19 protein-coding genes are annotated in these 22,171 nt (G+C 36.6%); 8 read left to right on the top strand and 11 right to left on the bottom strand.

The genetic code is table 11. From position 1 onward, the window contains the following. Nucleotides 1-95: 95 nt before the first annotated feature. A complete protein-coding gene (locus FNN08_RS02575) occupies nucleotides 96-1,946 on the bottom strand; it encodes a M1 family metallopeptidase (protein ID WP_143583192.1) in 1,851 nt (616 codons plus the stop codon). 236 nt (nucleotides 1,947-2,182) lie between these two features. On the opposite strand from FNN08_RS02575, the gene rnt reads away from it, so the two are divergent. Beyond that, nucleotides 2,183-2,848 (top strand): ribonuclease T, encoded by a 666-nt coding sequence (gene rnt, locus FNN08_RS02570; protein ID WP_143583190.1) that lies wholly within the window; start codon nucleotides 2,183-2,185, stop codon nucleotides 2,846-2,848. A gap of 89 nt (nucleotides 2,849-2,937) precedes the next feature. On the opposite strand, the gene FNN08_RS02565 is transcribed toward rnt, so the two are convergent. From FNN08_RS02565 to fadR, 4 genes are all read right to left on the bottom strand, one after another. Continuing rightward, nucleotides 2,938-3,333 carry a hypothetical protein gene (locus tag FNN08_RS02565; protein WP_143583187.1) on the bottom strand — a complete coding sequence of 132 codons (396 nt, stop codon included), beginning with the start codon at nucleotides 3,331-3,333 and terminating at the stop codon, nucleotides 2,938-2,940. A 198-nt stretch (nucleotides 3,334-3,531) separates the two neighbouring features. Then, entirely contained in the window at nucleotides 3,532-4,137 is a 606-nt protein-coding gene (locus FNN08_RS02560; protein ID WP_143583185.1) for a peroxiredoxin, read from the bottom strand. 143 nt (nucleotides 4,138-4,280) lie between these two features. After that, nucleotides 4,281-4,613 (bottom strand): Grx4 family monothiol glutaredoxin, encoded by a 333-nt coding sequence (locus FNN08_RS02555; protein ID WP_143583183.1) that lies wholly within the window; start codon nucleotides 4,611-4,613, stop codon nucleotides 4,281-4,283. Between the two features lie 154 nt (nucleotides 4,614-4,767). Continuing rightward, the gene (gene fadR, locus FNN08_RS02550) at nucleotides 4,768-5,478 is read right to left on the bottom strand and encodes a fatty acid metabolism transcriptional regulator FadR (protein WP_143583182.1); all 711 of its coding nucleotides are present in this window, start codon (nucleotides 5,476-5,478) and stop codon (nucleotides 4,768-4,770) included. Nucleotides 5,479-5,679: 201 nt separating this feature from the next. On the opposite strand from fadR, the gene nhaB reads away from it, so the two are divergent. From nhaB to FNN08_RS02535, 3 genes are all read left to right on the top strand, one after another. Then, on the top strand, nucleotides 5,680-7,266 hold the full coding sequence (gene nhaB, locus FNN08_RS02545) for a sodium/proton antiporter NhaB (protein ID WP_143583180.1): 1,587 nt from the start codon (nucleotides 5,680-5,682) through the stop codon (nucleotides 7,264-7,266). A 107-nt stretch (nucleotides 7,267-7,373) separates the two neighbouring features. After that, nucleotides 7,374-7,904 carry a disulfide bond formation protein DsbB gene (dsbB, locus tag FNN08_RS02540; protein ID WP_143583178.1) on the top strand — a complete coding sequence of 177 codons (531 nt, stop codon included), beginning with the start codon at nucleotides 7,374-7,376 and terminating at the stop codon, nucleotides 7,902-7,904. A gap of 375 nt (nucleotides 7,905-8,279) precedes the next feature. Then, the gene (locus FNN08_RS02535; protein WP_260679259.1) at nucleotides 8,280-8,708 is read left to right on the top strand and encodes a hypothetical protein; all 429 of its coding nucleotides are present in this window, start codon (nucleotides 8,280-8,282) and stop codon (nucleotides 8,706-8,708) included. Nucleotides 8,709-8,764: 56 nt separating this feature from the next. Here FNN08_RS02535 and FNN08_RS02530 read toward each other — a convergent pair whose 3' ends face one another. The 3 genes from FNN08_RS02530 to FNN08_RS02520 form a co-directional block, all read right to left on the bottom strand. Next, on the bottom strand, nucleotides 8,765-10,132 hold the full coding sequence (locus FNN08_RS02530; RefSeq protein WP_143583176.1) for an SLC13 family permease: 1,368 nt from the start codon (nucleotides 10,130-10,132) through the stop codon (nucleotides 8,765-8,767). A 24-nt stretch (nucleotides 10,133-10,156) separates the two neighbouring features. Continuing rightward, nucleotides 10,157-11,179: a beta-N-acetylhexosaminidase gene (gene nagZ, locus FNN08_RS02525; protein WP_143583174.1), complete on the bottom strand. Its 1,023-nt coding sequence runs from the start codon at nucleotides 11,177-11,179 to the stop codon at nucleotides 10,157-10,159. Nucleotides 11,180-11,256: 77 nt separating this feature from the next. Further along, entirely contained in the window at nucleotides 11,257-11,883 is a 627-nt protein-coding gene (locus FNN08_RS02520) for a TetR/AcrR family transcriptional regulator (RefSeq protein ID WP_143583172.1), read from the bottom strand. 352 nt (nucleotides 11,884-12,235) lie between these two features. Between FNN08_RS02520 and FNN08_RS02515 the strand changes: the two genes are divergently transcribed. Both FNN08_RS02515 and FNN08_RS02510 read left to right on the top strand, forming a co-directional pair. Further along, on the top strand, nucleotides 12,236-14,074 hold the full coding sequence (locus FNN08_RS02515) for a M2 family metallopeptidase (RefSeq protein WP_143583170.1): 1,839 nt from the start codon (nucleotides 12,236-12,238) through the stop codon (nucleotides 14,072-14,074). A 176-nt stretch (nucleotides 14,075-14,250) separates the two neighbouring features. Next, entirely contained in the window at nucleotides 14,251-16,074 is a 1,824-nt protein-coding gene (locus tag FNN08_RS02510; RefSeq protein WP_143583168.1) for a reprolysin-like metallopeptidase, read from the top strand. Here FNN08_RS02510 and FNN08_RS02505 read toward each other — a convergent pair. Next, nucleotides 16,031-16,399, bottom strand: a complete 369-nt coding sequence (locus FNN08_RS02505; protein WP_143583166.1) for a hypothetical protein — start codon at nucleotides 16,397-16,399, stop codon at nucleotides 16,031-16,033. The two genes, FNN08_RS02510 and FNN08_RS02505, sit on opposite strands and share 44 nt — an antisense overlap. A 598-nt stretch (nucleotides 16,400-16,997) precedes the next feature. Here FNN08_RS02505 and FNN08_RS02500 point away from each other — a divergent pair. Next, a complete protein-coding gene (locus FNN08_RS02500; protein ID WP_143583164.1) occupies nucleotides 16,998-17,510 on the top strand; it encodes an RNA methyltransferase in 513 nt (170 codons plus the stop codon). 166 nt (nucleotides 17,511-17,676) lie between these two features. On the opposite strand, the gene FNN08_RS02495 is transcribed toward FNN08_RS02500, so the two are convergent. Next, nucleotides 17,677-19,761 (bottom strand): PD40 domain-containing protein, encoded by a 2,085-nt coding sequence (locus tag FNN08_RS02495; RefSeq protein WP_143583162.1) that lies wholly within the window; start codon nucleotides 19,759-19,761, stop codon nucleotides 17,677-17,679. 194 nt (nucleotides 19,762-19,955) lie between these two features. Beyond that, nucleotides 19,956-20,585 (bottom strand): MBL fold metallo-hydrolase, encoded by a 630-nt coding sequence (locus tag FNN08_RS02490; protein ID WP_260679291.1) that lies wholly within the window; start codon nucleotides 20,583-20,585, stop codon nucleotides 19,956-19,958. Nucleotides 20,586-20,756: 171 nt separating this feature from the next. Here FNN08_RS02490 and FNN08_RS02485 point away from each other — a divergent pair, with 171 nt between their 5' ends. Next, the gene (locus tag FNN08_RS02485; protein WP_143583160.1) at nucleotides 20,757-22,094 is read left to right on the top strand and encodes a sodium-dependent transporter; all 1,338 of its coding nucleotides are present in this window, start codon (nucleotides 20,757-20,759) and stop codon (nucleotides 22,092-22,094) included. Nucleotides 22,095-22,171 lie beyond the last annotated feature (77 nt).

The following is a 22,171-nucleotide window of genomic DNA, read 5'->3' as shown; positions in this document are numbered from 1 at the left end:
CTTATCTAAGCTTTACAGCTTCATTTCATAAATTATAAAAAAAGCCAGATATCCACATATCTGGCTTTTTCAATTTTTGCTAATAAGTAACAAACTTACTTATTTAAAATTCCATCCACAGTACCCTGAGCTAACGGATGGTAACCCGGGCGAGCTTTAATATATACAGCTTTAACCCAAGCTAAACCTTCTTCAGACTCTGCTAACTGCTTGTATAAAGGCACAATCAATTTACGACGACCGATATTAATTAAGTACTCTTCTAATTGTGGCTTAATAACATCGTAACCAGCATTTAGTGCTAATAAATACCAAGCGTGAGCTATTTCGGCATTACTGCTTGTTGTTAACTTAAACTCTTGATCAAGTGCAACCATTTGCTCATTGCTTAAATCGCGTGGTAATTCATTAATAAAATATAACCACTCATGAACTGTCCACTGTGCTGTAGGCAATTCATTAAGTTGTTTGTCACCGGCTTGCCATTGAGTAGATAACTTAGCTACCTTATCAAAAGTATTTGATTGTGGCGCTGGTGCATAACTTGGTAAACCTTGACCAAACACCCACTCGTTAACTTCTTCTTTGCTAACTACACCTGGGTATTTGCTGATTAAGTTTATATCTAAATACTCAAGGAAGTCATGTGTACCGATACTTTGGAAACTAAAGTTATTAAAGTAAGACAATACAAACGGATCAAATCGCTCACGGCCAAAACGCTCTTCTAAGAAAATTAAAAATAACTGCCCTTTTACGTAAGGCACATTACTAAATGCCGCATCAGGATCTCGCCCTTGTAAATCTAAATACAAAACGCTGTCATTTGCAGGTAACTCGCTTAAGTCACTTTCTAGGCTACTTACGCTTAAAGACTGCTCCATTAGGGCACGGTCACGGCTAAATACGACTTCCATAATACGGTTTTCAACATACGAGGTAAAACCTTCGTTTAGCCATAAATCGCGCCAGCTTTCATTAGTGATCAAGTTACCTGACCAAGAGTGTGCTAATTCGTGTGCGATTAAGCTTACTAAACTTTTGTCACCAGCAACTACTGTTGGAGTGATAAATGATAAACGAGGGTTTTCCATACCGCCAAATGGGAAGCTAGGAGGCAGCATAAGTAGATCATAACGACCCCAACGGTATTCACCGTATAATGCTTCTGATGCCGTGATCATAGCTTGCGTATCACTAAACTCTTCTGCGGATGCATCTAAAATGTATGATTCAGCGTAAACACCGGTTTGCTCGCTCATTGCTTTAAAGTGCAAATCACCAACACCAATTGCAATTAAATAAGGAGGAATAGCTTGTGGCATAGAGAAAAAGTAATCACCATCGCGCTTTGTAGTTGGCTCATTATTCGCACTCATTACGGCAAGTAAGTCTTTTGATGTGTGAATACGAGCAGTGTAAGTTAAACGAACTGCTGGTGTATCTTGAATTGGGATCCAGCTACGAGCATGAATCGCTTGGTTTTGGCTAAACATAAACGGATGTTTTTTACCGGCCGTTTGCTCTGGCGCTAACCACTGCAAACCTGAAGCAACTTCGGTAGATTGGTAGTAAACACGAACCGTTTCAGCTTGAAAACCCGGCTTTATTGTTAGTTTAGAACCCATAACGTCATCACGAGCAGCTAAAGTAAAGTCAACCTTAATCCAGTCTGAGTTAGTATTTTGCGCCATAACCTTAAATATCTTAAGGTCGCGAGTATCTAAATAAATTGTAGAGCTTTGCTTGTCTAACCAATTAAGCGATAAATCAGCAAAACCTTTTAGCGCTTTTTCATCGAAATCAACGGTTAAATCTAAATAAACATGGCTAACTTTAACTTGATCGTAGTTAGCGTAAGTGAGATCGTCATTTACAGCAGCATTAGTGCTTACACTGGTAAATAAAACGAAAGCAGCAAATATTCTGCCAAATAACTTTTTCATAGTGTTCCCATTTTTAATAATAATTGTAAGACTAAAAAAGTCCCAAACAACTTTAAACATGCATAAATTAAATTGTTGGTAAAATTCAAATTTAAGCACTTGTAATTTTGCCGCTAGTGTACAGCCAAAAAGTATTTAAGCAAAGCCATACAATTAACTTATTTAATGCATAACTGTGATTAATCTGCGATAATTCGGCAACTTATTTATCCAGTAAAATTTTATTAGAAGTAAATATGACAGAAGCTAAAAAATCTATTTTCGCCTCACGTTTTCGCGGTTACTACCCTGTAGTAGTCGATGTTGAAACTGCCGGTTTTAATTCTCAAACAGATGCGTTACTAGAAGTTGCTGCCAGTATTTTACATATGGATGAAATTACCGGTTTAATGTCAATTAAAGAAACTTTTTGCTTTAATGTGGAGCCATTTGAAGGTGCTAACCTTGAGCCTGCCGCTCTTGAATTTACCGGTATTGATCCAACCAACCCTCTTCGTGGTGCAGTAAGTGAAGACGAAGCTCTAAAAACCATGTTCAAAAAAATTCGCAAAGCGATGAAGGAATACGATTGTCAGCGCGCGATCATGGTTGCTCATAATGCAGCATTTGATTTAGGATTTATTAACGCAGCAACAGAGCGCTGTAATATTAAACGCAGCCCTTTTCACCCATTTGTTAACTTCGATACGGCAACATTAGCAGGTTTAGCGTTAGGGCAAACTGTTCTAGCTAAAGCTTGTGTGGCGGCAAAAATTGATTTTAATAACAGTGAAGCGCACTCAGCATTATATGATACTGAAAAAACAGCTGAGTTATTTTGTTATATCGTTAATAAATGGCAGCAACTTGGCGGATGGCCGCTTCCTCCTGAAGAAACATTAGATGAGTCAACTACGGACTAATCCTAGCTTTAACTAAATTTAGTTGTCAAAAAAGGTTAATTAGTATGACTAATTAACCTTTTTTATGTCATCAGGAAAGCTGTTTGACATTACGACTTGTGAATGTGATTGCCACCAAACTTAAGTGGGTTCATGCGCGATTGATGTCTAACAAATAAATTTTTAACCGCTATCAGAGTTAAGATAAGCGCAATAGCTAACCCTAAAGGTTGTGGATAATATTTAACTAAGCTAAAGGCTATTGCTAAAAAAACGAAAGGGTAATATTCATAGACAACTTGCGGTAAACGAAAATGATTTACCGTTTGATTGATCCTTGTCTGGCGACGATAATCAGAGCGTTTAACCCAAACTAAAGCAGATACAAAAAATATTACTGCGGCACTTATATTCGTAATAAGTGAATTATAATTAAAAAATACAGCTAATGAGCTAACAAAATAGATGAGAGGCAGTTTTTCATAAAGCGGTTTGCTAAGTTTCATGTTTCAATCCGTGAGTTAATAATTTGAATCTTGTCCAACAAAGGTATGAGAGGCAAGAGACTTAAAATGTAAAATCCATTTAGCAAAATTATTACCTGTATAATTTTGCGTCAGTATTATCTTCCTATTTAAAGTTTAGCGCAAATAAAAAAAGCTGCAAAAGCAGCTTTTTTTTTAAGATTTCCGTGAAAACTTAAATTATAAGTTATCAGCGTTATCGCTTAAGTATGCAGCAACACCGTCTGGAGAAGCAGTCATACCTGAATCACCTTTGTTCCAACCAGCAGGACAAACTTCACCGTGATCTTCGTGGAATTGTAGAGCATCGATCATACGTAACATTTCATCGATATTACGACCTAGTGGTAAGTCGTTAACTACTTGGTGACGTACGTTACCAGCTTCATCAATTAAGAATGAACCACGGAACGCAACACCAGCTTCTGGATGTTCAACGTCGTATGCTTGACAAATAGTGTGCTTAACATCAGCAACTAGAGGGTAACGAACAGGACCGATACCACCTTCGTTTACTGGAGTGTTACGCCATGCGTTATGTGAGAATTGTGAATCAATTGATACACCGATAACTTCTACGCCACGGCTTTTAAAATCGTCGATACGGTGATCGAAAGCAATTAGCTCTGATGGACATACGAAAGTAAAGTCTAATGGGTAGAAAAAGATAACTGCTTTTTTACCTTTGATAGCTTCGCTAAGGTTAAAGTTATCAACAATTTCACCACTACCTAATACGGCAGCAGCAGTAAAGTCTGGTGCAGGACGACCAACTAATACGCTCATGGTTTTCTCCAAGTAATTATTATTTAAAGTTTTACAAGCTGGCTAATTTATATTAACCAGCTTGTTGAAATACTGTCTTTGCTTCTAAAGCTAGTAATAGATATTGATCTATTTTTATTAAAAACAAGGGCAATAAAAAATTTTTATTCAGCTTCGCTATATTTAGCTGCAGTTTCTGTAATAAGAGGCTGTAATTCACCTTGTTGGAACATTTCAATAATGATGTCACAACCACCAACTAATTCACCATCTACCCATAGTTGCGGGAAAGTTGGCCAATTTGCGTACTTAGGTAATTCAGCACGGATATCTGGGTTTTGTAAAATATCAACGTAAGCAAATTTTTCGCCACATGACATTAATGCTTGCGATGCTTGTGAAGAAAAACCACAGCTAGGTAATTTAGGTGAGCCCTTCATGAAAAGTAAAATTGGGTTTTCACTGATTTGCTGTTTGATTTTGTCGATAGTTTCCATAGATTCCTCGGGTACAAAATATAGCTGTTATTTATTAAACAGCTGAAAAAATAAAGTCCGAGTATTTTACTCGGACTTTAGGTAGGGATAAAGCACTATTTTGCTAAAATAGCAATTTGATTAATGAAAGTGCTATTACAAATAAAATTATTGACTAGTAAGCTAATTCTTTTAGCACGTCATCTTTTAAATTGTTCCAAACTTGAGCTGATTGTAAGCCGTTTTTACGAACAGCATACACAGACTCATCGAATTTCCCTTGTTTAGCTAGTTCGATTAACTCTTTATAGAAATCTAAAGTAAGTGACTTAGCTTCTTGATTGGCAAAATAAAACCCACCTAAACGTGAATATAAGTTTTTAAAGCCATTTAATACTAAAACATAAATAGGGTTTTTCGACGCTAAGGCTAAATCGTGATGTAATTGATAATCCGTTTCAGCAAAGTCAACACCATCACCGTTTGCTTCAAGGCCAGCGGTTAATAATTCAATAACTTTTTCCGGAGAGTTTTTAATCGCAGCACGTATATAGATAGCACTTATATTAGTTCTTGCTGACAACAGGTTTTCAACTAAATCAGGAATACCTTCTTGGTCTAACTGCGCCAAAGTACCTAATATATTTAAACCACAACTTTCCCAAAAATCATTTACTTTTGTTGGCTTACCATGTTGGATGGTTAACCAGCCATCGCGAGATAATCGTTGTAAAACTTCTCTTAGAGTTGTTCTTGTTACCCCGATTAATTCTGATAATTCTCGTTCTGCAGGTAAAATAGAACCAGGTGGAAATCCGCCATTCCAAATAGATTCAACAATATACTGCTCTGCAAATCCTGCAGGACTCTGTGCTTTTATTACCATTTTATTTCCAATAAACAGGCCTTATGACGACCTTTATTCATAGCATACCTTGTATATAAACTGATTGTACCAGATTATGTCAAGCTTAATCGGCGAATTAATTTATATATTAGACCAAGTTACTATTTACCGAATCTAGATACTAGCTTAGAATGCGCGCACAAAAATAATTTTACTCGAAATTAACATCGAGAGGCGCTCATGCACACCACCTATTCTTCGGCATTTTTTGGTAACTTTTTAGGGCAAGCACCTAAGTGGTATAAACAAGCAATTATTGCTTTCCTTATTATTAATCCTCTACTCTATTTTTTTGTTTCGCCATATATTGCCGGTTGGGCATTGGTGATTGAATTTATATTCACTTTAGCCATGGCTTTAAAGTGTTACCCACTGCAACCAGGTGGTCTCTTAGCCATCGAAGCTGTTGCTATCGGCATGACATCTCCCGACCAGGTCTATCATGAGATAACCTTAAATTTACAAGTGCTTTTATTGCTGATATTTATGGTTGCGGGTATCTACTTTATGAAAGGCTTATTGTTATTAGTCTTTACTAAAATAATCACCAAAATACGCTCTAAAACCACAGTGTCATTATTGTTCTGTTTTGTTAGTGCATTTTTATCTGCATTCTTAGATGCTCTAACAGTTATAGCCGTTATCATCAGCGTTGCTGTTGGCTTTTACTCTGTTTATCATAAAGTTGCATCGGGCAAACACATACAAACTAGCCATGATCACACAAGCGATCACGAATTACCTGAATACTCACGTGAAGATTTAGAAGGCTTTAGAGCTTATTTACGTAACTTATTAATGCACGCCGGTGTTGGTACAGCCCTTGGCGGCGTAATGACAATCGTTGGTGAGCCACAAAACTTAATTATAGGTGAACAAGCTGGTTGGGATTTTGTTGAATTTGCGATTCGTATGTCTCCGGTAACTCTGCCGGTATTTATTTTCGGCTTACTTACTTGTTTCTTCGTTGAAAAATTTAAAGTATTTAACTATGGAGCGCCACTACCAAAGAATGTTCGACAAATTTTGGTTGAATTTGATCGTGAAGAAGGCGCTAAACGCACTATAGCTGATAAAGCAAAGCTAATGATCCAATCAGCCATCGCTGTTTGGTTAATACTTGGTTTAGCTTTCCACGTTGCTGAAGTTGGCTTGATCGGTTTAACCGTAATTATCTTTGCTACTGCATTTACAGGCATCATTGAAGAGCATCAAATTGGTCATGCGTTTGAAGAAGCTTTACCATTTACTGCCCTTTTAGCGGTATTCTTCTCTGTAGTTGCGGTAATTGTTGACCAGTCGTTATTTGGTCCAGTGATTACTTGGGTATTAGCACAAGAAGGTGACATGCAGTTAGTCTACTTCTACATTGCTAACGGTTTACTCTCTATGGTGAGTGATAACGTTTTTGTTGGTACGGTTTATATTACCGAAATTAAGCAAGCACTTGTTGACGGTGTCATCACACGCGATCAGTTTGATATGTTAGCGGTAGCAATTAATACAGGTACAAACTTGCCATCGGTAGCAACACCTAATGGCCAAGCTGCGTTTCTATTCTTACTAACATCGGCCTTAGCTCCGCTAATTAGACTATCTTATGGCAGCATGGTTTGGATGGCTCTGCCTTACACAATTGTACTAACTCTTGTTGGCTTAGTAATGATATCTTCAGGTTCATTGGTTGAATACACCAATACTTTTTATGACATGGGAGTTATTAACCACCATAGTGTTGAAAGTGCAACTGCGCCTTCAGGTCATTAATAACATTACGTAAATTGTATTGAATTAGTACAAATTACTATCCATAATATCAAGCGCTCACAATTGGGCGCTTTTTTATAGTTAAATCATTATTTTTGGAAATTTATATGCTGTCTCGCTTAAACTCTTTTGTTGATAACCCATTATCTTGGTTGCTTCTAGCAGCATCAGCATTCGCTCTTGAGTTATGTGCTTTATACTTTCAATATGGTATGGGTTTAGAGCCTTGTATCATGTGTATTTATCAACGAGTAGCAATCATAGGCTTAATGGTTGCTGGACTGAGTGGTTATTTCGCTAAACAATGGACCATTATAAAGTTTGAAGCTTTCATTATTTGGGGAATTAGCGCGATATGGGGCTTGCTAATTGCTATTGAGCATGTAGAAATACAAAGTAATGCCGGTTCATTCTTTTACACCTGCGACATAATACCAAACTTTCCATCGTGGCTACCTTTACATGAATGGATCCCAAGCATTTTTGAAGCCACTGGTGATTGTGGTGAAATATCATGGTCATTTTTAGGTTACTCGATGCCGCAATGGATGATAGTAGTGTACGCTGTATACAGTGCGTTATTTATCGTATTCGCCTTAGTATTCCTTACTAGCTTTTTTAAAAAACTGAATAAGTAAATACGCATAGATTAATCAATGCGCAATAATAGGATGATAGTTGTTTATGGCGTATATAGTGCCCTATTTATAGTATTCGCCTTAGTATTCCTTACTAGCTTTTTTAAAAAACTGAATAAGTAAATACGCATAGATTAATCAATGCGCAATAATAGGATGATAGTTGTTTATGGCGTATATAGTGCCCTATTTATAGTATTCTCCTTAGTATTCCTTACTAGCTTGTTTAAAAAACTAAATAAGTAGCATTTAGTCCAATATTTTATTTGCGCTATTAAACACTTCAATAGCGCAATAACCACTTCATCAATTTGCAAAATCCTTAAGCTCTTTTATAGTAAACCTTATTAATAATAAAAAAAATAAGGTTTAATTATGAATGATACTCACATACCTAAATGGTTTACTGTCGTGGCGGTTATCGCATTAATATGGAATTTAATGGGAGTTATGGCACTATTTATGGGGCCCGTGATGAACGATGCGGCACTCAATGCTTTACCTGATGCACAGCGCACTCTTTATTTACAAACACCTTTATGGGCTAATATAGCCTTTGCTTGTGCGGTTATTTTTGGCGCTTTAGGCTCTTTAACATTAATCTTGAAAAAGTCTATAGCAACGCCCCTACTCATAACCTCATTACTCTCAGTATTGATTCAGATGTTCCATGCTTATTTTATTTCGAACTCTTGGGAAGTATTTGGGCCGGGAGGTGCAATTATGCCGCTGATGGTTATTGTGATTGCTTGTTTGTTAGTCTTTTTAAGTGTTAAAGCAAAAGACTCAGCTTGGCTCAGCTAAGTTACTAGGCTTTTTACAATAATAACCAAAGCTAACCTGCTCAATCACAGGTTAGCTTAAATTAATAAATAGCAAACAATGGCTACGATTGAAGACACTAACACACTTAAAATAGCCCCCTCTTTCACCATATCCTTTATCTCAATCTCACCTGTTCCATAAGCAATAGCATTTGGCGCGGTTGCAACAGGGAGCATAAATGCACAACTAGCACACATAGCTGCAGGGATCATAAATACCTTAGCATCAAAACCTGAGGCGATAGCTGCTGAAGCTAAGATAGGCATTAATAATGTTGCTGTCGCTGTATTACTGGTAATTTCGGTGAGATAAGTGACTACTAAACAAATTGTTAATAACATAAGTAATAATGGCATTCCGGCTAAAGAAGTTAACCAAGAGCCAAGCATATCGCTTAAACCAGAGGCCACAAAACCTTTAGCTAAGGCTATACCGCCAGCAAACAATAACAACATACCCCAAGGGATGGTTTTTGCCGTATCCCAATCAAGTAATCTAGAGCCTTTACCATTGGGAATAATAAACATTAATACCACGGCAAATAATGCCACGCTACTATCACCAACTAAAGGTAAGTCAAACAGTTCGCTCCAGCCGCCATAAGGGTCATTTCGTGTTATCCAAGCAAGCGCGGTTAAGCCAAATACAGTAAGAGTGCGCTTTTCTTCGGTTCGCCATTTTCCTGGGTCTGGTAAATTAATATTACTATTTAAGCTTACATTTCGAGTTAACCAAAAGGCCATAATAGGAATCGAAATTAATACCACAGGCACGCCTATTTTCATCCAATCTAAAAAGCCAAATTCAACGCCGGTGATGCCTTCATAAATACCCATAAAAATAACATTTGGCGGAGTACCAATTAGAGTGCCTATACCCCCTACGCTTGAAGCGTAAGCAATACCTAAAATAAGCGCGACTTTAAGTTTTTGATTATCAACATGAGCTAAGATTGCGATAGCCATTGGTAACATAATGAGTACGGTGGCTGTATTTGAGATCCACATACTCAAGATACTGGCTGTAAGCATAAAGCCTAGTACCAATCTACGACCGCTTGCAACACCAACAAGGTTAATCATATAAACAGCAAGGCGTTGATGCGCTTGGCTCTTTTCTAGGGCTTTAGATAACATAAAAGCGCCCATTAATAGCAAGATCACGTGCGAGCCAAGAGCTGATGACACTGATTTATGATCGACAATGCCAAATAATGGCAATAACGCAAATGGAATAAGTGAAGTGGCAGGAATGGGAACAGCTTCCGTAACCCAATAAAGCACAGTTAACAGAGTGATACCTGCTGTTATGGCGGCTTTTGATTCAAGCCCCATACTTGCTAATAAATAGTAAAAAGCAAAAGATAGCAGCGGCGCTAAGTAGATAAATTGTTTTTTATGCATTTAGGTAGCGCCTAATTTAGATTATTAAAAAAGTAAGTTTTGGCACTGTTGCCAATGAGGGTCAGATGCGAGTTGTGAAAAATCTAATTTACTCTGACAAAGTAAATTTTGTACACGTTGTTCACTGGCTTTGTTTATCTTTAAATTCGCTTGCTCAATTGCCGTTACAGCACCGTCTCGGTCGTTACACACTAAAAGCATATCACAGCCGGCATCATAAGCTGCTTCACAGCGCTCAGCGTAACCTCCAGCAGATGTTGCTCCTTGCATCGATAAGTCATCACTAAAGATAACGCCGTTAAAACCTAGCTCTTTGCGAAGAACGGTTTGCAGCCAATATGGAGAGAATCCAACGGGTAAATCATCAACTTGCGGATAAATAACATGGGCAGGCATGAGGGCATCAACATGATTGGATTGAATAAGAGTTTTGAACACACTCATATCATGGCTAAAAATTGATTCTCGGCTTCGGTTATCGACAGGCATTGCTATATGGGAGTCTTCTTTAACACTGCCATGACCTGGGAAGTGCTTACCTGTTGATTTCATTCCTACTTGATGCATTCCATCAATAAAGCTGGCAGCCAAAGACGTAACTATTTGCGGGTCTTTATGAAACCCTCTATCACCAATAACATCGCTAATATCATCGATATCAAGTACCGGTGCAAAGCTAATATCAATTCCTACAGATTGAACTTCCAATGCCATTAAATAGCCCATTTTTTGCGATAAAAACTTAGCCTTTTCAAGGATAACAGCAGTATTAGTTGCTTGACTCTGAGCATGTTGATAAATACTTCCCATGGAAGGAAGTTTAGAAAAACCATCACGAAAACGTTGTACGCGTCCACCTTCTTGATCGACAGCGATAAGGATATTAGGTTTAACGTTACGAATTTGTCTAACAAGTTCAATTAGTTGTTGAGGATTTTCGTAGTTACGAGCAAAAAGTATTAAACCACCAACTTTAGGGTGAGCTATCACCTCTCGATCTTCGGCGGTAAGGAGCGTACCAAGTACGTCAATCATTAAGCTAGACATATTTACTCAACTATAAAAGGCTATTTAAGCCATATTTAAAAAGCTCGATTTTACATTAACTAAGTTTTTAAATGTTATTATTTTGAAATTGGTGCACCAACACCAGCAGCAACATAAGGAATTATTCGCTTAATTACATCGGCAACATCTAATTTTAAGCCAAAATCATTACTGGCTATATCAATTAAAGCCTCAGTCGATGACATGGTAAAAACTGCCGTCCCCATAGTAAAGTGTAAACGCCAAAAGATGTCTTCTGAAGATAACTCTGGATAAACTTTATGAACCGCTGCGGTGAAATTGTCAATAATTCCAGGATAATTAGTGGTAATGAACCAACGCAAGAAACCTTGGCTATCAGTATAACTGTGCCCTAGAAGTTGTAAAAAATTACTCGTGCCATTTTCTCTAAGTTCATTAAGGCTTAGCAAGGGCTCCACAAATGCAGAAAATACATCCTCAAGGTCTTGCTCTTCTTCTGATTCTAAAACTTCGGTTAAAGATTTCACTAATGATGGGGTTAACTCATCTAAATAGCGTTTCATTAACGCTTTAATAAGTTCTTTTTTTGAGCCAAAGTGGTAATTAACCGCAGCTAAGTTCACTTCGGCAATACTGGTGATTTCGCGCAGAGATGTCCCGGTGAAGCCTTTGTCAGCGAACAATAGCTCAGCCGCATTAAGTATTTTTGTTTTTGTATCCATTAACTACGCCAAATTATTTTATTAATTCCAAATATCAAACACCCGTTTAAAATGACAGGTGTAAATAAAAGTGTCAAGTAACAAGTGCTTTTTAGGCAAATTAAACAGAATTATTTTTTATTTTAAGTAGGGCTTTATTGATAAAAAAATAACAGCACAAAAACTAAGCAAAATATAATTTTTGCGCCATAATTAAATACATAATACGATTCTCCCTGGACCCATTAGCCCGATCTGTCAAATCGCTTCTGGGTCTATTTTTTACCTGTCATAAATAGAAAGTTTTGTTCTCTTGTCTAGTTTCGAATATACTCCGCTATTAACAATACAAATAATTACAATAGTACACAAAATGTTATCTAAATTTAAATTATCTACAGCAGCCACCATGGTTGCAGCATCATTAGCCCTAAGTGCTTGTGACACTAACCCCTCATCGGAAAACAAATCATCTGTACAAAAAACTTATACAGTACAAGATGTTAACAACTTTATTGCTGAAACTGAAAAAGAATTAGTGCGCCTTAATAATGAAGGGGCAAAAGTTGAATGGATCTATCAAAATTTTATTACCGAAGATTCAGCTGACTTATCAGCAGCAGCCGCTCAAGAATACACGGAAGCAGGTGTGCGCTTTGCTCTGCAAGCAGCTAAGTTTGACGACATCGAAGTAAGTGATGCTCAACGCCGTAAATTAAACATATTAAAACAAGCCTTAGTATTACCAGCCCCTCAAGATAGTGCTAAAAGCGCAGAGCTTGCAAAAATTGCAGCAGAGCTTGGCGGTATGTATGGTAAAGGCAGTTACACCAATGCTGAAGGTGAAAAACAAAGCTTAGGTGATTTATCTGCAATTATGGCTTCTTCGCGTGACTACAATGAGTTACTCGATGCTTGGCAGGGTTGGCGTACAATTAGCCCTAAAATGAAACCTTTATACGAGCGTGAAGTAGAATTAGCCAACGAAGGCGCACAAGGCTTAGGCTATAGTGATTTAGGTGCGATGTGGCGTTCAAACTATGACATGTCATCAGATGAATTTGCTCAAGAATTAGATAGACTATGGGGGCAAGTTAAGCCTTTATACGATGCTTTGCATTGTCACGTTCGTGCTGAGTTAGGCGAGCACTATGGTGAAGATAAAGTTCCTCAAGACCAAGCAATACCGGCTCATTTATTAGGTAACATGTGGGCACAAAGTTGGGGCAATGTTTATGATCTTGTTGGACCTGAAGATGCCGATCCTGGCTATGATGTAACTGAGCAATTAGCAAAACATGAATACACAGAAATTGACATGGTTAAAGGGGCAGAAAAATTCTTTACCTCACTTGGCTTTGAACAATTACCTGATACTTTTTGGGAGCGCTCTTTATTCACTAAACCTGCAGATAGAGACGTTGTTTGTCATGCATCCGCTTGGAATCTAGACTCTCAAGATGACATTCGAATTAAAATGTGTATTCAAAAAAATGGCGAAGATTTCTCAACCATTCACCATGAGCTAGGCCATAACTTCTACCAACGAGCATATAAAGACCAACCAGTTTACTTCCAAAATAGTGCTAACGATGGCTTTCATGAAGCAATTGGGGATACTATCGCCCTTTCAGTTACGCCTAGCTATCTTAAAGAGATAGGCTTAATTGATAATGTGCCTGATGAGTCAAAAGATATTGGCCTATTAATGAAAATGGCATTAGAAAAAATTGCCTTTATTCCATTTGGTCTTATGGTTGATCAATGGCGCTGGAAAGTATTTAACGGTGAAATTACACCAGAAAACTATAACGATGCTTGGTGGCAATTACGTGAGAAATATCAAGGTGTGCAAGCTCCGATAGCACGTGCAGAAACAGACTTTGATCCTGGTTCAAAATACCATGTACCTGGTAATGTTCCTTATTCACGTTATTTCTTGGCACATATCTTACAATTTGAATTTCATAAATCACTATGTGAGATTGCCGGTAATGAAGAGTCAATTCACCGCTGCTCTATTTACAATAATAAAGCCGCAGGCGCTAAATTGAACCAAGTACTTGAAATGGGTTCAAGCCAACCTTGGCAAAATGCTCATAAAGTTTTAACCGGCTCTGAGCAAATGGATGCGACAGCAATCCTTGATTATTTTGCGCCGCTACAAGCTTGGTTAGATCAAAAAAACCAAGGTAGACAGTGTGGTTTTTAACAACAACACTCTAGTTTAACGTTATTCAAAGCCTGATTTTATCAGGCTTTTTTTATTTAAAAATATAACTATGGAGTTATTGAACTATGCTTAGACTAACTTAGCGACAAAAATTTATATAATCACCCCACTTTAACATTTAATAATAAGAACAAACCAAGGAATAAGGTTTTATTGTGTCTCAACACTTATTAAAAATGTTTGCGATCTTTTGCTTAATTGCAGCGACTACAACTCATAGCATAGAAGAGCCTATTGAATTACCCGGACAAGCAGAAATTAAAGTATTGTTTGTCTATTCTAAAACAGTAAACACTCTCTATGCTGGTGACCCTCAAAAACGTATCAATGAACTAATTGCAACAACAAATAAAATATTTGCTGATAGTTTAGTTAAAATTAGTTTGAAATCGGCAGGGACTATACAAGTTGATTTTCCAGATAGCTATTCAGCCATTGATGCTTTGCAACTATTAACTAATGCTAGTCATCCTGCGTTTTTGGATATCCTTAATAAAAAGTACAGAGCTGGGGCCGATTTAGTGGCATTACTAAGGCCAAGTAATGCTTCACAAATTGGTGGATTTTCATGGAAAAATGGCTACTTGGGAGATATCAGTAGCTTTTCAGAGTTTATGTTTAGCTACGTAAGTATTGATGATGAAGACTATATTCTTGCCCATGAAATTGGCCATAACTTAGGGTTAAGCCACTCTCGTAAGCAGCTACCTAATAAAGGCTTTAGCTTTGATTATGCTACAGGCTATGGCATAAATGAAAAGTTCATCACCGTGATGGCACATGCCGAAACATTCAATAGCAATAATCGTAAGTTTATTTTTTCAAACCCTAACCTTAGCTGCGAAAACCAAGCATGTGGCGTTAAAAACACAGATGCTAGAGATGGTGCAAATGCGAGTAAAGCATTAAATTTAGTTCGTTTTCAGGCTCAAGATTTACTGCGCGACTTACCCGATAAAACTTTATTAGTAAGCTCCATTGATAGAATTGAAGATACTAAACTTAAACAATGCATAACAAACACCTTCAATAAGGCACGCACTAGCTACTCAGGGTTAATAACTAAACTTAACTGTAAAGAACTTGCCATAGATAATGTTTATCAATTAGAGCAGTTTTTTAATTTACATACTTTAGATCTTAGCAATAACTCAATTCAATCGATTGACAGCCTTAAGTCGTTACCAAGGTTAATTAATTTAAATCTGAGTCATAATAAAATAAATGATATTTCACCGATATTAAATCAAAGAAAGTACTGGCTTAACCTTAACCTAATTAATAACCCTATCTATTGCTGGCAAATTAATTACATTAAGTTATTTGCAAATGTTGCAAATTTTACCCCGCCATTAAATTGTGACAACAGCCAAGAAAACTTAGATTTTGATAAAGATGGCATAACAAACAATGACGAAATTAAGCAAAAATTAAACCCTCTCATTAATAATCACCACAAAGGTAGTATTAGCTTTACTCGACATATATTTACTTTTAACGAAAATGATCAACAAATAACCATACCGCTAATAAGGGTTGGCGGTACAAGTGGCCCTCTAAGTGCAAAACTTTCAGTTGAAACCGATTCCGCCAAATTGATCCAAGATTTTATTCAACCAGAGCTCAACATTGAATTTGCTAGTGAGCAAGAGATAGCAAGTATTAACTTGCAGTTAATTGATGATGAACTTTATGAAGAAGATGAGCGCTTTAATTTGATATTAACTACCCCTGAAAACAACTCACTGGAAAGGGTAATTATTGAGATAATTGATAATGACAAGGCAATTGATAAAACAATAGAACAACAAAATACAACTAGTATTAAAAGCGCTACTAAAGAGAGTGGCTCTGGGACTTGCCACCTCTATAGTATATTGTTCATTGTATTTATTATATTGAGAAGAACACAGCTAAAGACAATAATTGTAAGGTTTAAATTTCGTGGCTTAAATGCTGTTCAGGCAAATCTAATTTAAATACAGCCTGATTATTTTCAACACGAAAGCGCCAAATATCTTGCACTTGAGCGGATGCGCTAATATCTTCAAAATCATGATACGCATCCCAAAGATATGTTACATCCACTTTACCTGAATTTTCATTTAAGCTAAGTTTGTTGATTGTTAAAGAGTTTAGGTCAACCCCTGCTCTTTCATCATACTGCTGAGACACTCTAGCCATACGCTCATAAAACTCAATTTTTTTTAGTAATAGCTTTTCAGAAATCACTTTTGATAGCGCATTATGACATTGCTGTTCATGCCCATTTAAACAAATATTAATTTTTATAGAATCTTTCACAGTAACGCTCCAACTACATACAACTTTATTTTTTCAGGATGTTAACAGAAAACAAACACAAAATGAAAGTTATTTTGTAATATTACAAAAACAACAACAAAACATAATTTTCGACTCGAAAATCGTGTTGATTTTAATTAAATAAACATGATGAAAATAAAATGACTACAAGAAAAAGTCCAAATACTGAACGCAACACACTGTTTTATATATTAAATATTTAATCCTTTAAAAATAACCTTCTCAATATAAATTACAGCCAAAAGATATATAAAATTAAGCTTAATCAAATAAGGAATTTAGTTATGAACAAATTGGCTACGGCCTTAATTATTATTTTCACGGCTCTTATTACAACGAGCTCAGCAAAAGTTTTCTCTGCACAAAATTATGCGCAGCTAATAAACCATAGTGATATTTATCAAACTTATTACATGACTGACTTTACGAAGTTAAACCGACAAAGTCATTGTTAGTTGATTGAAAAATTTCTTCCCTCAATATGTCTGATTAACGAGCAGTTTAGCTGCTCGTCTTTTTTTCCAAAACCCCATTAAATTATTATATAATTTGCCCAGTTAATAACTGTGGATGAATCATGTTAAAAAAAGCAACGATAGGTTTAGTCAACCCAAAAAGCCCAAGCAATGTAGGCTCAATTATGCGAGCAAGTGGCTGTTATCAAGTTGATTCAGTATTTTATTCTGGTTCAAGGTATACCCATGCAGCAAAGTTTCATACCGATACCAAAAATGCATCTGCAACAATTCCTTTAACCGAAACACAATCATTACTCTCTTGTGTGCCCTCAGGCGCTAAAATAGTTTGTGTGGATTTAGTTGAAGGCGCAATTTCTCTTCCTGAGTTTAAACATCCGAGCAATGCTTATTATATATTTGGCCCAGAAGATGGAACTATTGATCAAGAGATAATTGATAATGCCGATTCGGTCGTGTATGTGCCAACAATTGGCTGTATGAATTTAGCGGCAACGGTAAATGTAGTTCTTTATGATAGATTAGCTAAGAACATAGAAAGGCTGCAAGGCGACGAGCTAATTAAATCAAGTAGAGACACAAATAATAAAGTAAAGGTTAATAATACTTATTAAATTTTATGCCTTGCCTACATGGAAGTAGTACTTAGGTTATGTTTGGAACGTATAACCTGTGTACTTAGCCATTTTCCCTCATAAAAAAGTAAACCACTTAATTAAGAGAACTGATATTAGCCCGATTAAGCTTTCTTTCTCAGGCTAAAAAGCAATTAACAAACGATTAATTATTGGTTGAAATTATCATTGTAGAATAAATGCTTGAGTCATCAACTCGTTTACGCGTCATTAAAAAGCTCTCTTTATCTGCTGGAGCAACACCAAGAAAATTAGCAACAGTGTCTTCAGCAAAGGTGGTGACAATTTTATCATCGCCATCTGGCACATACATCATTAGACGGTCACGGTTATTATTTCTTGATAGATAATATAGACGCTCGTTTTCCCAGAAGAAGTTGGCAAAGTCATCTTTATCTAAATCATTAACTATCAATTTACGCTCTTGGGATTGCGGGTTAAATTGAAAAATACCTAAGTAATCTTCACTGGCCATATAAATAAAACCATCACTACCTTCAATTGCATAAATTTCATTAGAACTACTGATCTGGGTAATATCATTAGTCGCCACTTCAAACTTAAAAATACCTGACGTTTCTTTTGATTTAGAGCTAAAGTAAATTGCCTTATTATCTCGACTCCACGTAGGGTTTTTAGGGATCAAATCGCCCGTTTCAATTAGAGTAAGGTCGCCTTTGGGTAAGTCACCAATCAATAGTTGATACTTATTACTATCATCATCTTTTAAATTTACAACAAAGTGCTCACTATCAGGTGATACATTGGCACTTAACACCCCACCTTTCCCACGAGTTAGGTTTCTTTTTCCTTTTGCGGTTTGAATCCACAAATCTAAATAACCAGAGCGGCCCGAAATATAAATCACCGCAGCGGTTTTAGGTACGTAACGCCCATAGAAACTACTATTAACGCCAAATACTCGATGAATTTCACGTTCATCTATTAATGAGTGCTGCACGATATATTCGGCATTCGACATTTTTGAAAAATAAAGTCTATTTGCGCTTTGATTAATACTAATTTTTGAAGATGAATCAATATGATCGGTAGGGATCAGTTTTTTCGCCATCAAATTGTATTTATAGGTTGTATATTCACCTTTCTCAAATAAGCTAAAGTAAACATCATTGCTGGCGTAGTGCCATGCTAAACCCACAATACCATCTTGATAATCAATCACTGTTTTTTCTTTACCATTCGCTTTTAAACGCATTAATTTGGCTTTGCTTTTTTCCTCGCGAATAAAAATTATTTCACTATCATCCTCAGAAAAAACACCTTTAATATCTTGCTCTTCATCTTGAGGAAAGCTAACTTGGCTCAGTTTCTTACTTATCATATCTAAACTAAACAATGTTGAGTTACCATCAACATCTTTTGGATATAATAGTTTTAAACCATTATTTGACCATGAAAGTGTTTGTCTGTTTTCTTCAAATATACATTTGTCATCAAGGAGCTTGGCTGTCTCAGTGAGTAAGTTCTTAACTCTTACTTGACAGCTACCATCATCCAATAAACGCATATAAGCAATAGATTGATCATCTGGAGACCAAGTTGGAGAGCTTTTTTCAAAACGACTTTTAGTTAGAGCTTTAACCGGTAAGTTTTCATTCTCTAAATCTTTTATATAAAGTTGCGAATTAATATCTTCATTATGCCACCTAAAAACTAAGAAGCGGCCATTATTTGAAATTTCAGGCTGGTCTTCAATCCCCTGTAAATCAGTATGGGCTACTAATACAGGTCCGGTGAAGGTTTGAATATAATCTTTATTTAAACTTAAATAGATAACCGCAATTAATGATAAAGCAAGGGCGGTAAAAGCAAATACGGTATAAACCTTAATGTTATTTAAGCTAAATGGTTGTTTCTCAATTTTAACTTCATCAATAACAGGTTCAGGGGTTATTACTAAAACATAGCCAACCTTATGTAAGGTTTTAAAAACTTCTTCAGACTCAGCGCCTAAATCACTAAACGCTTTACGCAAATGCCACATTGCATTGGTGTAACCACGTTTACCAACGCCCTCATTACCAAGCCAAATTTTTTCGATGGCTTCCGAGCTATGGACAGAGTGATCTTCATTAAGAAGAAAGAGCTTTAAAAGTTCGAAAACTTTAACCGGCACTTTTTTAGATTGCTCACCATTAGATATGGTTAAATCCTGGCAGTTTATAGTAAATCTGCCAAGAGTATAATGGTGATGAGGAAGTTCAATCATTAAAGTACCGTATGTTGTTATATTATCAATATATTTTTGAATTAAGCTAAACTATAAAAATAACTTATTCAGACTAAATTTTAGTATAACAATTTTATTACAACCTGCTTTTTAATAGTACGCAGAAAACGTTACCAGATGTAGTTAAATGTAATTAACGCTTATATTTTAAACAGGCTTAAATTGGCATTTACTTACCTTACATAAGGGTTAGTTCTTCGCTCTTCGCCAAATATCCCCATTGGTCCATGACCAGGAATAAAACGAACGTCATCTCCTAATGGCCATAGATTGCTCTTAATGGCATTAATTAAAGTTGCATGGCAACCCTTTGGAAAATCTGTACGGCCAATAGAACCTTTAAATAACACATCGCCAACTTGTGCTAATTTACTTTCCCGATGAAAAAATATTACATGTCCTGGGGTATGACCTGGACAGAAATAGACTTCAAGCTCTTCATTACCAAGCTTAACTACATCACCTTGCTCCAACCAGCGATCAGTTTTAAATTTTCGAGCCTCGGGAAAACCAAACTGCTTGATTTGCTGTTCAAATATATCAATCCAAAATTGATCAGCTTTATGTGGACCTTCAATAGGTAAGTCAAGTTTATCCGCAATATCTTGCGTACCGCCGGCATGATCGACATGGGCATGGGTTAATAATAGCTTAGTTAACTTAATCCCTAACTCATCAACAACAGATAGTAATTTATCTGTTTCACCACCTGGGTCAATAATGGCGCCTTCTAGGGTTTGATCACACCAAAATATAGTGGCATTTTGTTGAAAAGGAGTAACAGGAACTATTTTGTATTGCAGCATAGGTACGTACTTAGGTAGAAATAAAGTGAACATAATAAGGATTTTATTCAATATTTCTACTTTAAAAGCATCATTTAGATAAAAACTATAAGGAAATAACAATATATCTTGCCAAACGTTTTTAGTTATAGGTAAGCTCTAGTTAACAATTATTAAAATAAGAAAGTTATGAGTTCAAACAGAGATTCTTTTCACTCCCGTATAGGTTTTATTCTTGCAGCAGCAGGCGCCGCGATAGGCTTAGGTAATATTTGGGGGTTTCCAACGCAAGCCGCTAACAATGGTGGCGCAGCTTTCGTATTTGTTTATTTAATTGTAACGGTATTATTAGCTATTCCTGCTCTATATGCAGAAATGTACATAGGCAATCAAGCACAAAAAAATCCAGTAGGCGCATTAGCTGATGCTTGTGAAAATGTATCAAGGAAACTAGGTAAATACGCAGGTTTATTTGGTCTACTCGGTGCTATTTTAATGCTGAGCTTTTACACCATAGTTGCTGGTTGGATGCTAGCACATGCTTTATCACCACTGATGGAGTTACTCGGTTTTACTGACGCAGCACATTGGTTATCGCAATCAAGTCATGCTCGCAATCTAGCCTTCACCCCTATATTCATTATTCTTGGTGCACTAATCATAAATAATGGTGTTCATAAAGGGATTGAGCGCTGGTCTTCCCGTTTAATGCCTATTTTATTTATTTTATTAGTTGGCTTAATTATTTATATCCTGCAACAACCTGGCGCAAGCAAAGGCGTGGCCATGTATTTAATGCCTGACTTTAGCCAGCTTAAAGATCCTATGTTGATCATTTCAGCAATGGGGCAAGCATTCTTCTCACTATCAATAGGTGTTGGTGGGATGATGGTTTACGGCTCCTACATGAAACGAAATGCACAAATGGGTAAATTGGTTATATCAATTGGTGCTCTTGATACCTTGATTGCATTTTTAGCCGGTTTATTGATTATCCCAACATTGTTTGTTGCCCAGCACATGGGCTTAGAAGTTTTCTCAGAAGGCAAACTCATTGGTGGGCCACAACTCATTTTTTCAATTCTGCCGACCCTATTTGATTCAATGGGCAGTATTGGTGTCTATGTTGCCTTGGTATTTTTCTCATTAATGTCTATGGCGGCATTAACGTCAACAATCTCTTCAACTGAGGTACCAGTATCTTATCTTGTTGAAGATAAGAAATATTCAAGAAGTAAAGCGACAATAATTGTTTCAATAATTGTGCTAATTGCTTGTATGTCTATTGTGTTTAACTTTGACAGTTTATTTGGCGCAGTGATCACTTGGGTGAACTCATTCCAATTACCAATAATGGGCTTATTTTACTTTATTGTAGTTGGCTGGATTTGGAAACGAGGTAATCAACTCGCTGATAAATCATTAATAGCAAGCAAGCCTGGGCTTAAATTATTAGGTAACTACTTACGCTATGTCTGCCCAATATTACTATCAATCGTCTTTATCAACGTACTAATGTCATTATAAAATCAAGGGGGTCAGATCAACTTGATATCATCAAGTTTTCAAGTTGATCTGCCCCCCTTGATAGAGTCGTTGAAGCT

The sequence above is a fragment of the Thalassomonas sp. M1454 genome (assembly GCF_007097525.1).
Classification (GTDB): domain Bacteria; phylum Pseudomonadota; class Gammaproteobacteria; order Enterobacterales; family Alteromonadaceae; genus Thalassotalea_A.
This window is presented reverse-complemented; position numbering and strand designations above follow the sequence as displayed.

What these genes read in the sequence shown, in the direction of transcription:
- dsbB (WP_143583178.1), top strand. Translation starts at nt 7,374, where the DNA reads ATGCTGTCTCGCTTAAACTCTTTTGTTGATAACCCATTATCTTGGTTG.
- FNN08_RS02555 (WP_143583183.1), bottom strand. Translation starts at nt 4,613, where the DNA reads ATGGAAACTATCGACAAAATCAAACAGCAAATCAGTGAAAACCCAATT.
- FNN08_RS02495 (WP_143583162.1), bottom strand. Translation starts at nt 19,761, where the DNA reads ATGATTGAACTTCCTCATCACCATTATACTCTTGGCAGATTTACTATA.
- FNN08_RS02485 (WP_143583160.1), top strand. Translation starts at nt 20,757, where the DNA reads ATGAGTTCAAACAGAGATTCTTTTCACTCCCGTATAGGTTTTATTCTT.
- FNN08_RS02535 (WP_260679259.1), top strand. Translation starts at nt 8,280, where the DNA reads ATGAATGATACTCACATACCTAAATGGTTTACTGTCGTGGCGGTTATC.
- fadR (WP_143583182.1), bottom strand. Translation starts at nt 5,478, where the DNA reads ATGGTAATAAAAGCACAGAGTCCTGCAGGATTTGCAGAGCAGTATATT.
- nhaB (WP_143583180.1), top strand. Translation starts at nt 5,680, where the DNA reads ATGCACACCACCTATTCTTCGGCATTTTTTGGTAACTTTTTAGGGCAA.
- nagZ (WP_143583174.1), bottom strand. Translation starts at nt 11,179, where the DNA reads ATGTCTAGCTTAATGATTGACGTACTTGGTACGCTCCTTACCGCCGAA.
- FNN08_RS02560 (WP_143583185.1), bottom strand. Translation starts at nt 4,137, where the DNA reads ATGAGCGTATTAGTTGGTCGTCCTGCACCAGACTTTACTGCTGCTGCC.
- FNN08_RS02530 (WP_143583176.1), bottom strand. Translation starts at nt 10,132, where the DNA reads ATGCATAAAAAACAATTTATCTACTTAGCGCCGCTGCTATCTTTTGCT.
- FNN08_RS02500 (WP_143583164.1), top strand. Translation starts at nt 16,998, where the DNA reads ATGTTAAAAAAAGCAACGATAGGTTTAGTCAACCCAAAAAGCCCAAGC.
- FNN08_RS02520 (WP_143583172.1), bottom strand. Translation starts at nt 11,883, where the DNA reads ATGGATACAAAAACAAAAATACTTAATGCGGCTGAGCTATTGTTCGCT.
- FNN08_RS02575 (WP_143583192.1), bottom strand. Translation starts at nt 1,946, where the DNA reads ATGAAAAAGTTATTTGGCAGAATATTTGCTGCTTTCGTTTTATTTACC.
- FNN08_RS02565 (WP_143583187.1), bottom strand. Translation starts at nt 3,333, where the DNA reads ATGAAACTTAGCAAACCGCTTTATGAAAAACTGCCTCTCATCTATTTT.
- rnt (WP_143583190.1), top strand. Translation starts at nt 2,183, where the DNA reads ATGACAGAAGCTAAAAAATCTATTTTCGCCTCACGTTTTCGCGGTTAC.
- FNN08_RS02515 (WP_143583170.1), top strand. Translation starts at nt 12,236, where the DNA reads ATGTTATCTAAATTTAAATTATCTACAGCAGCCACCATGGTTGCAGCA.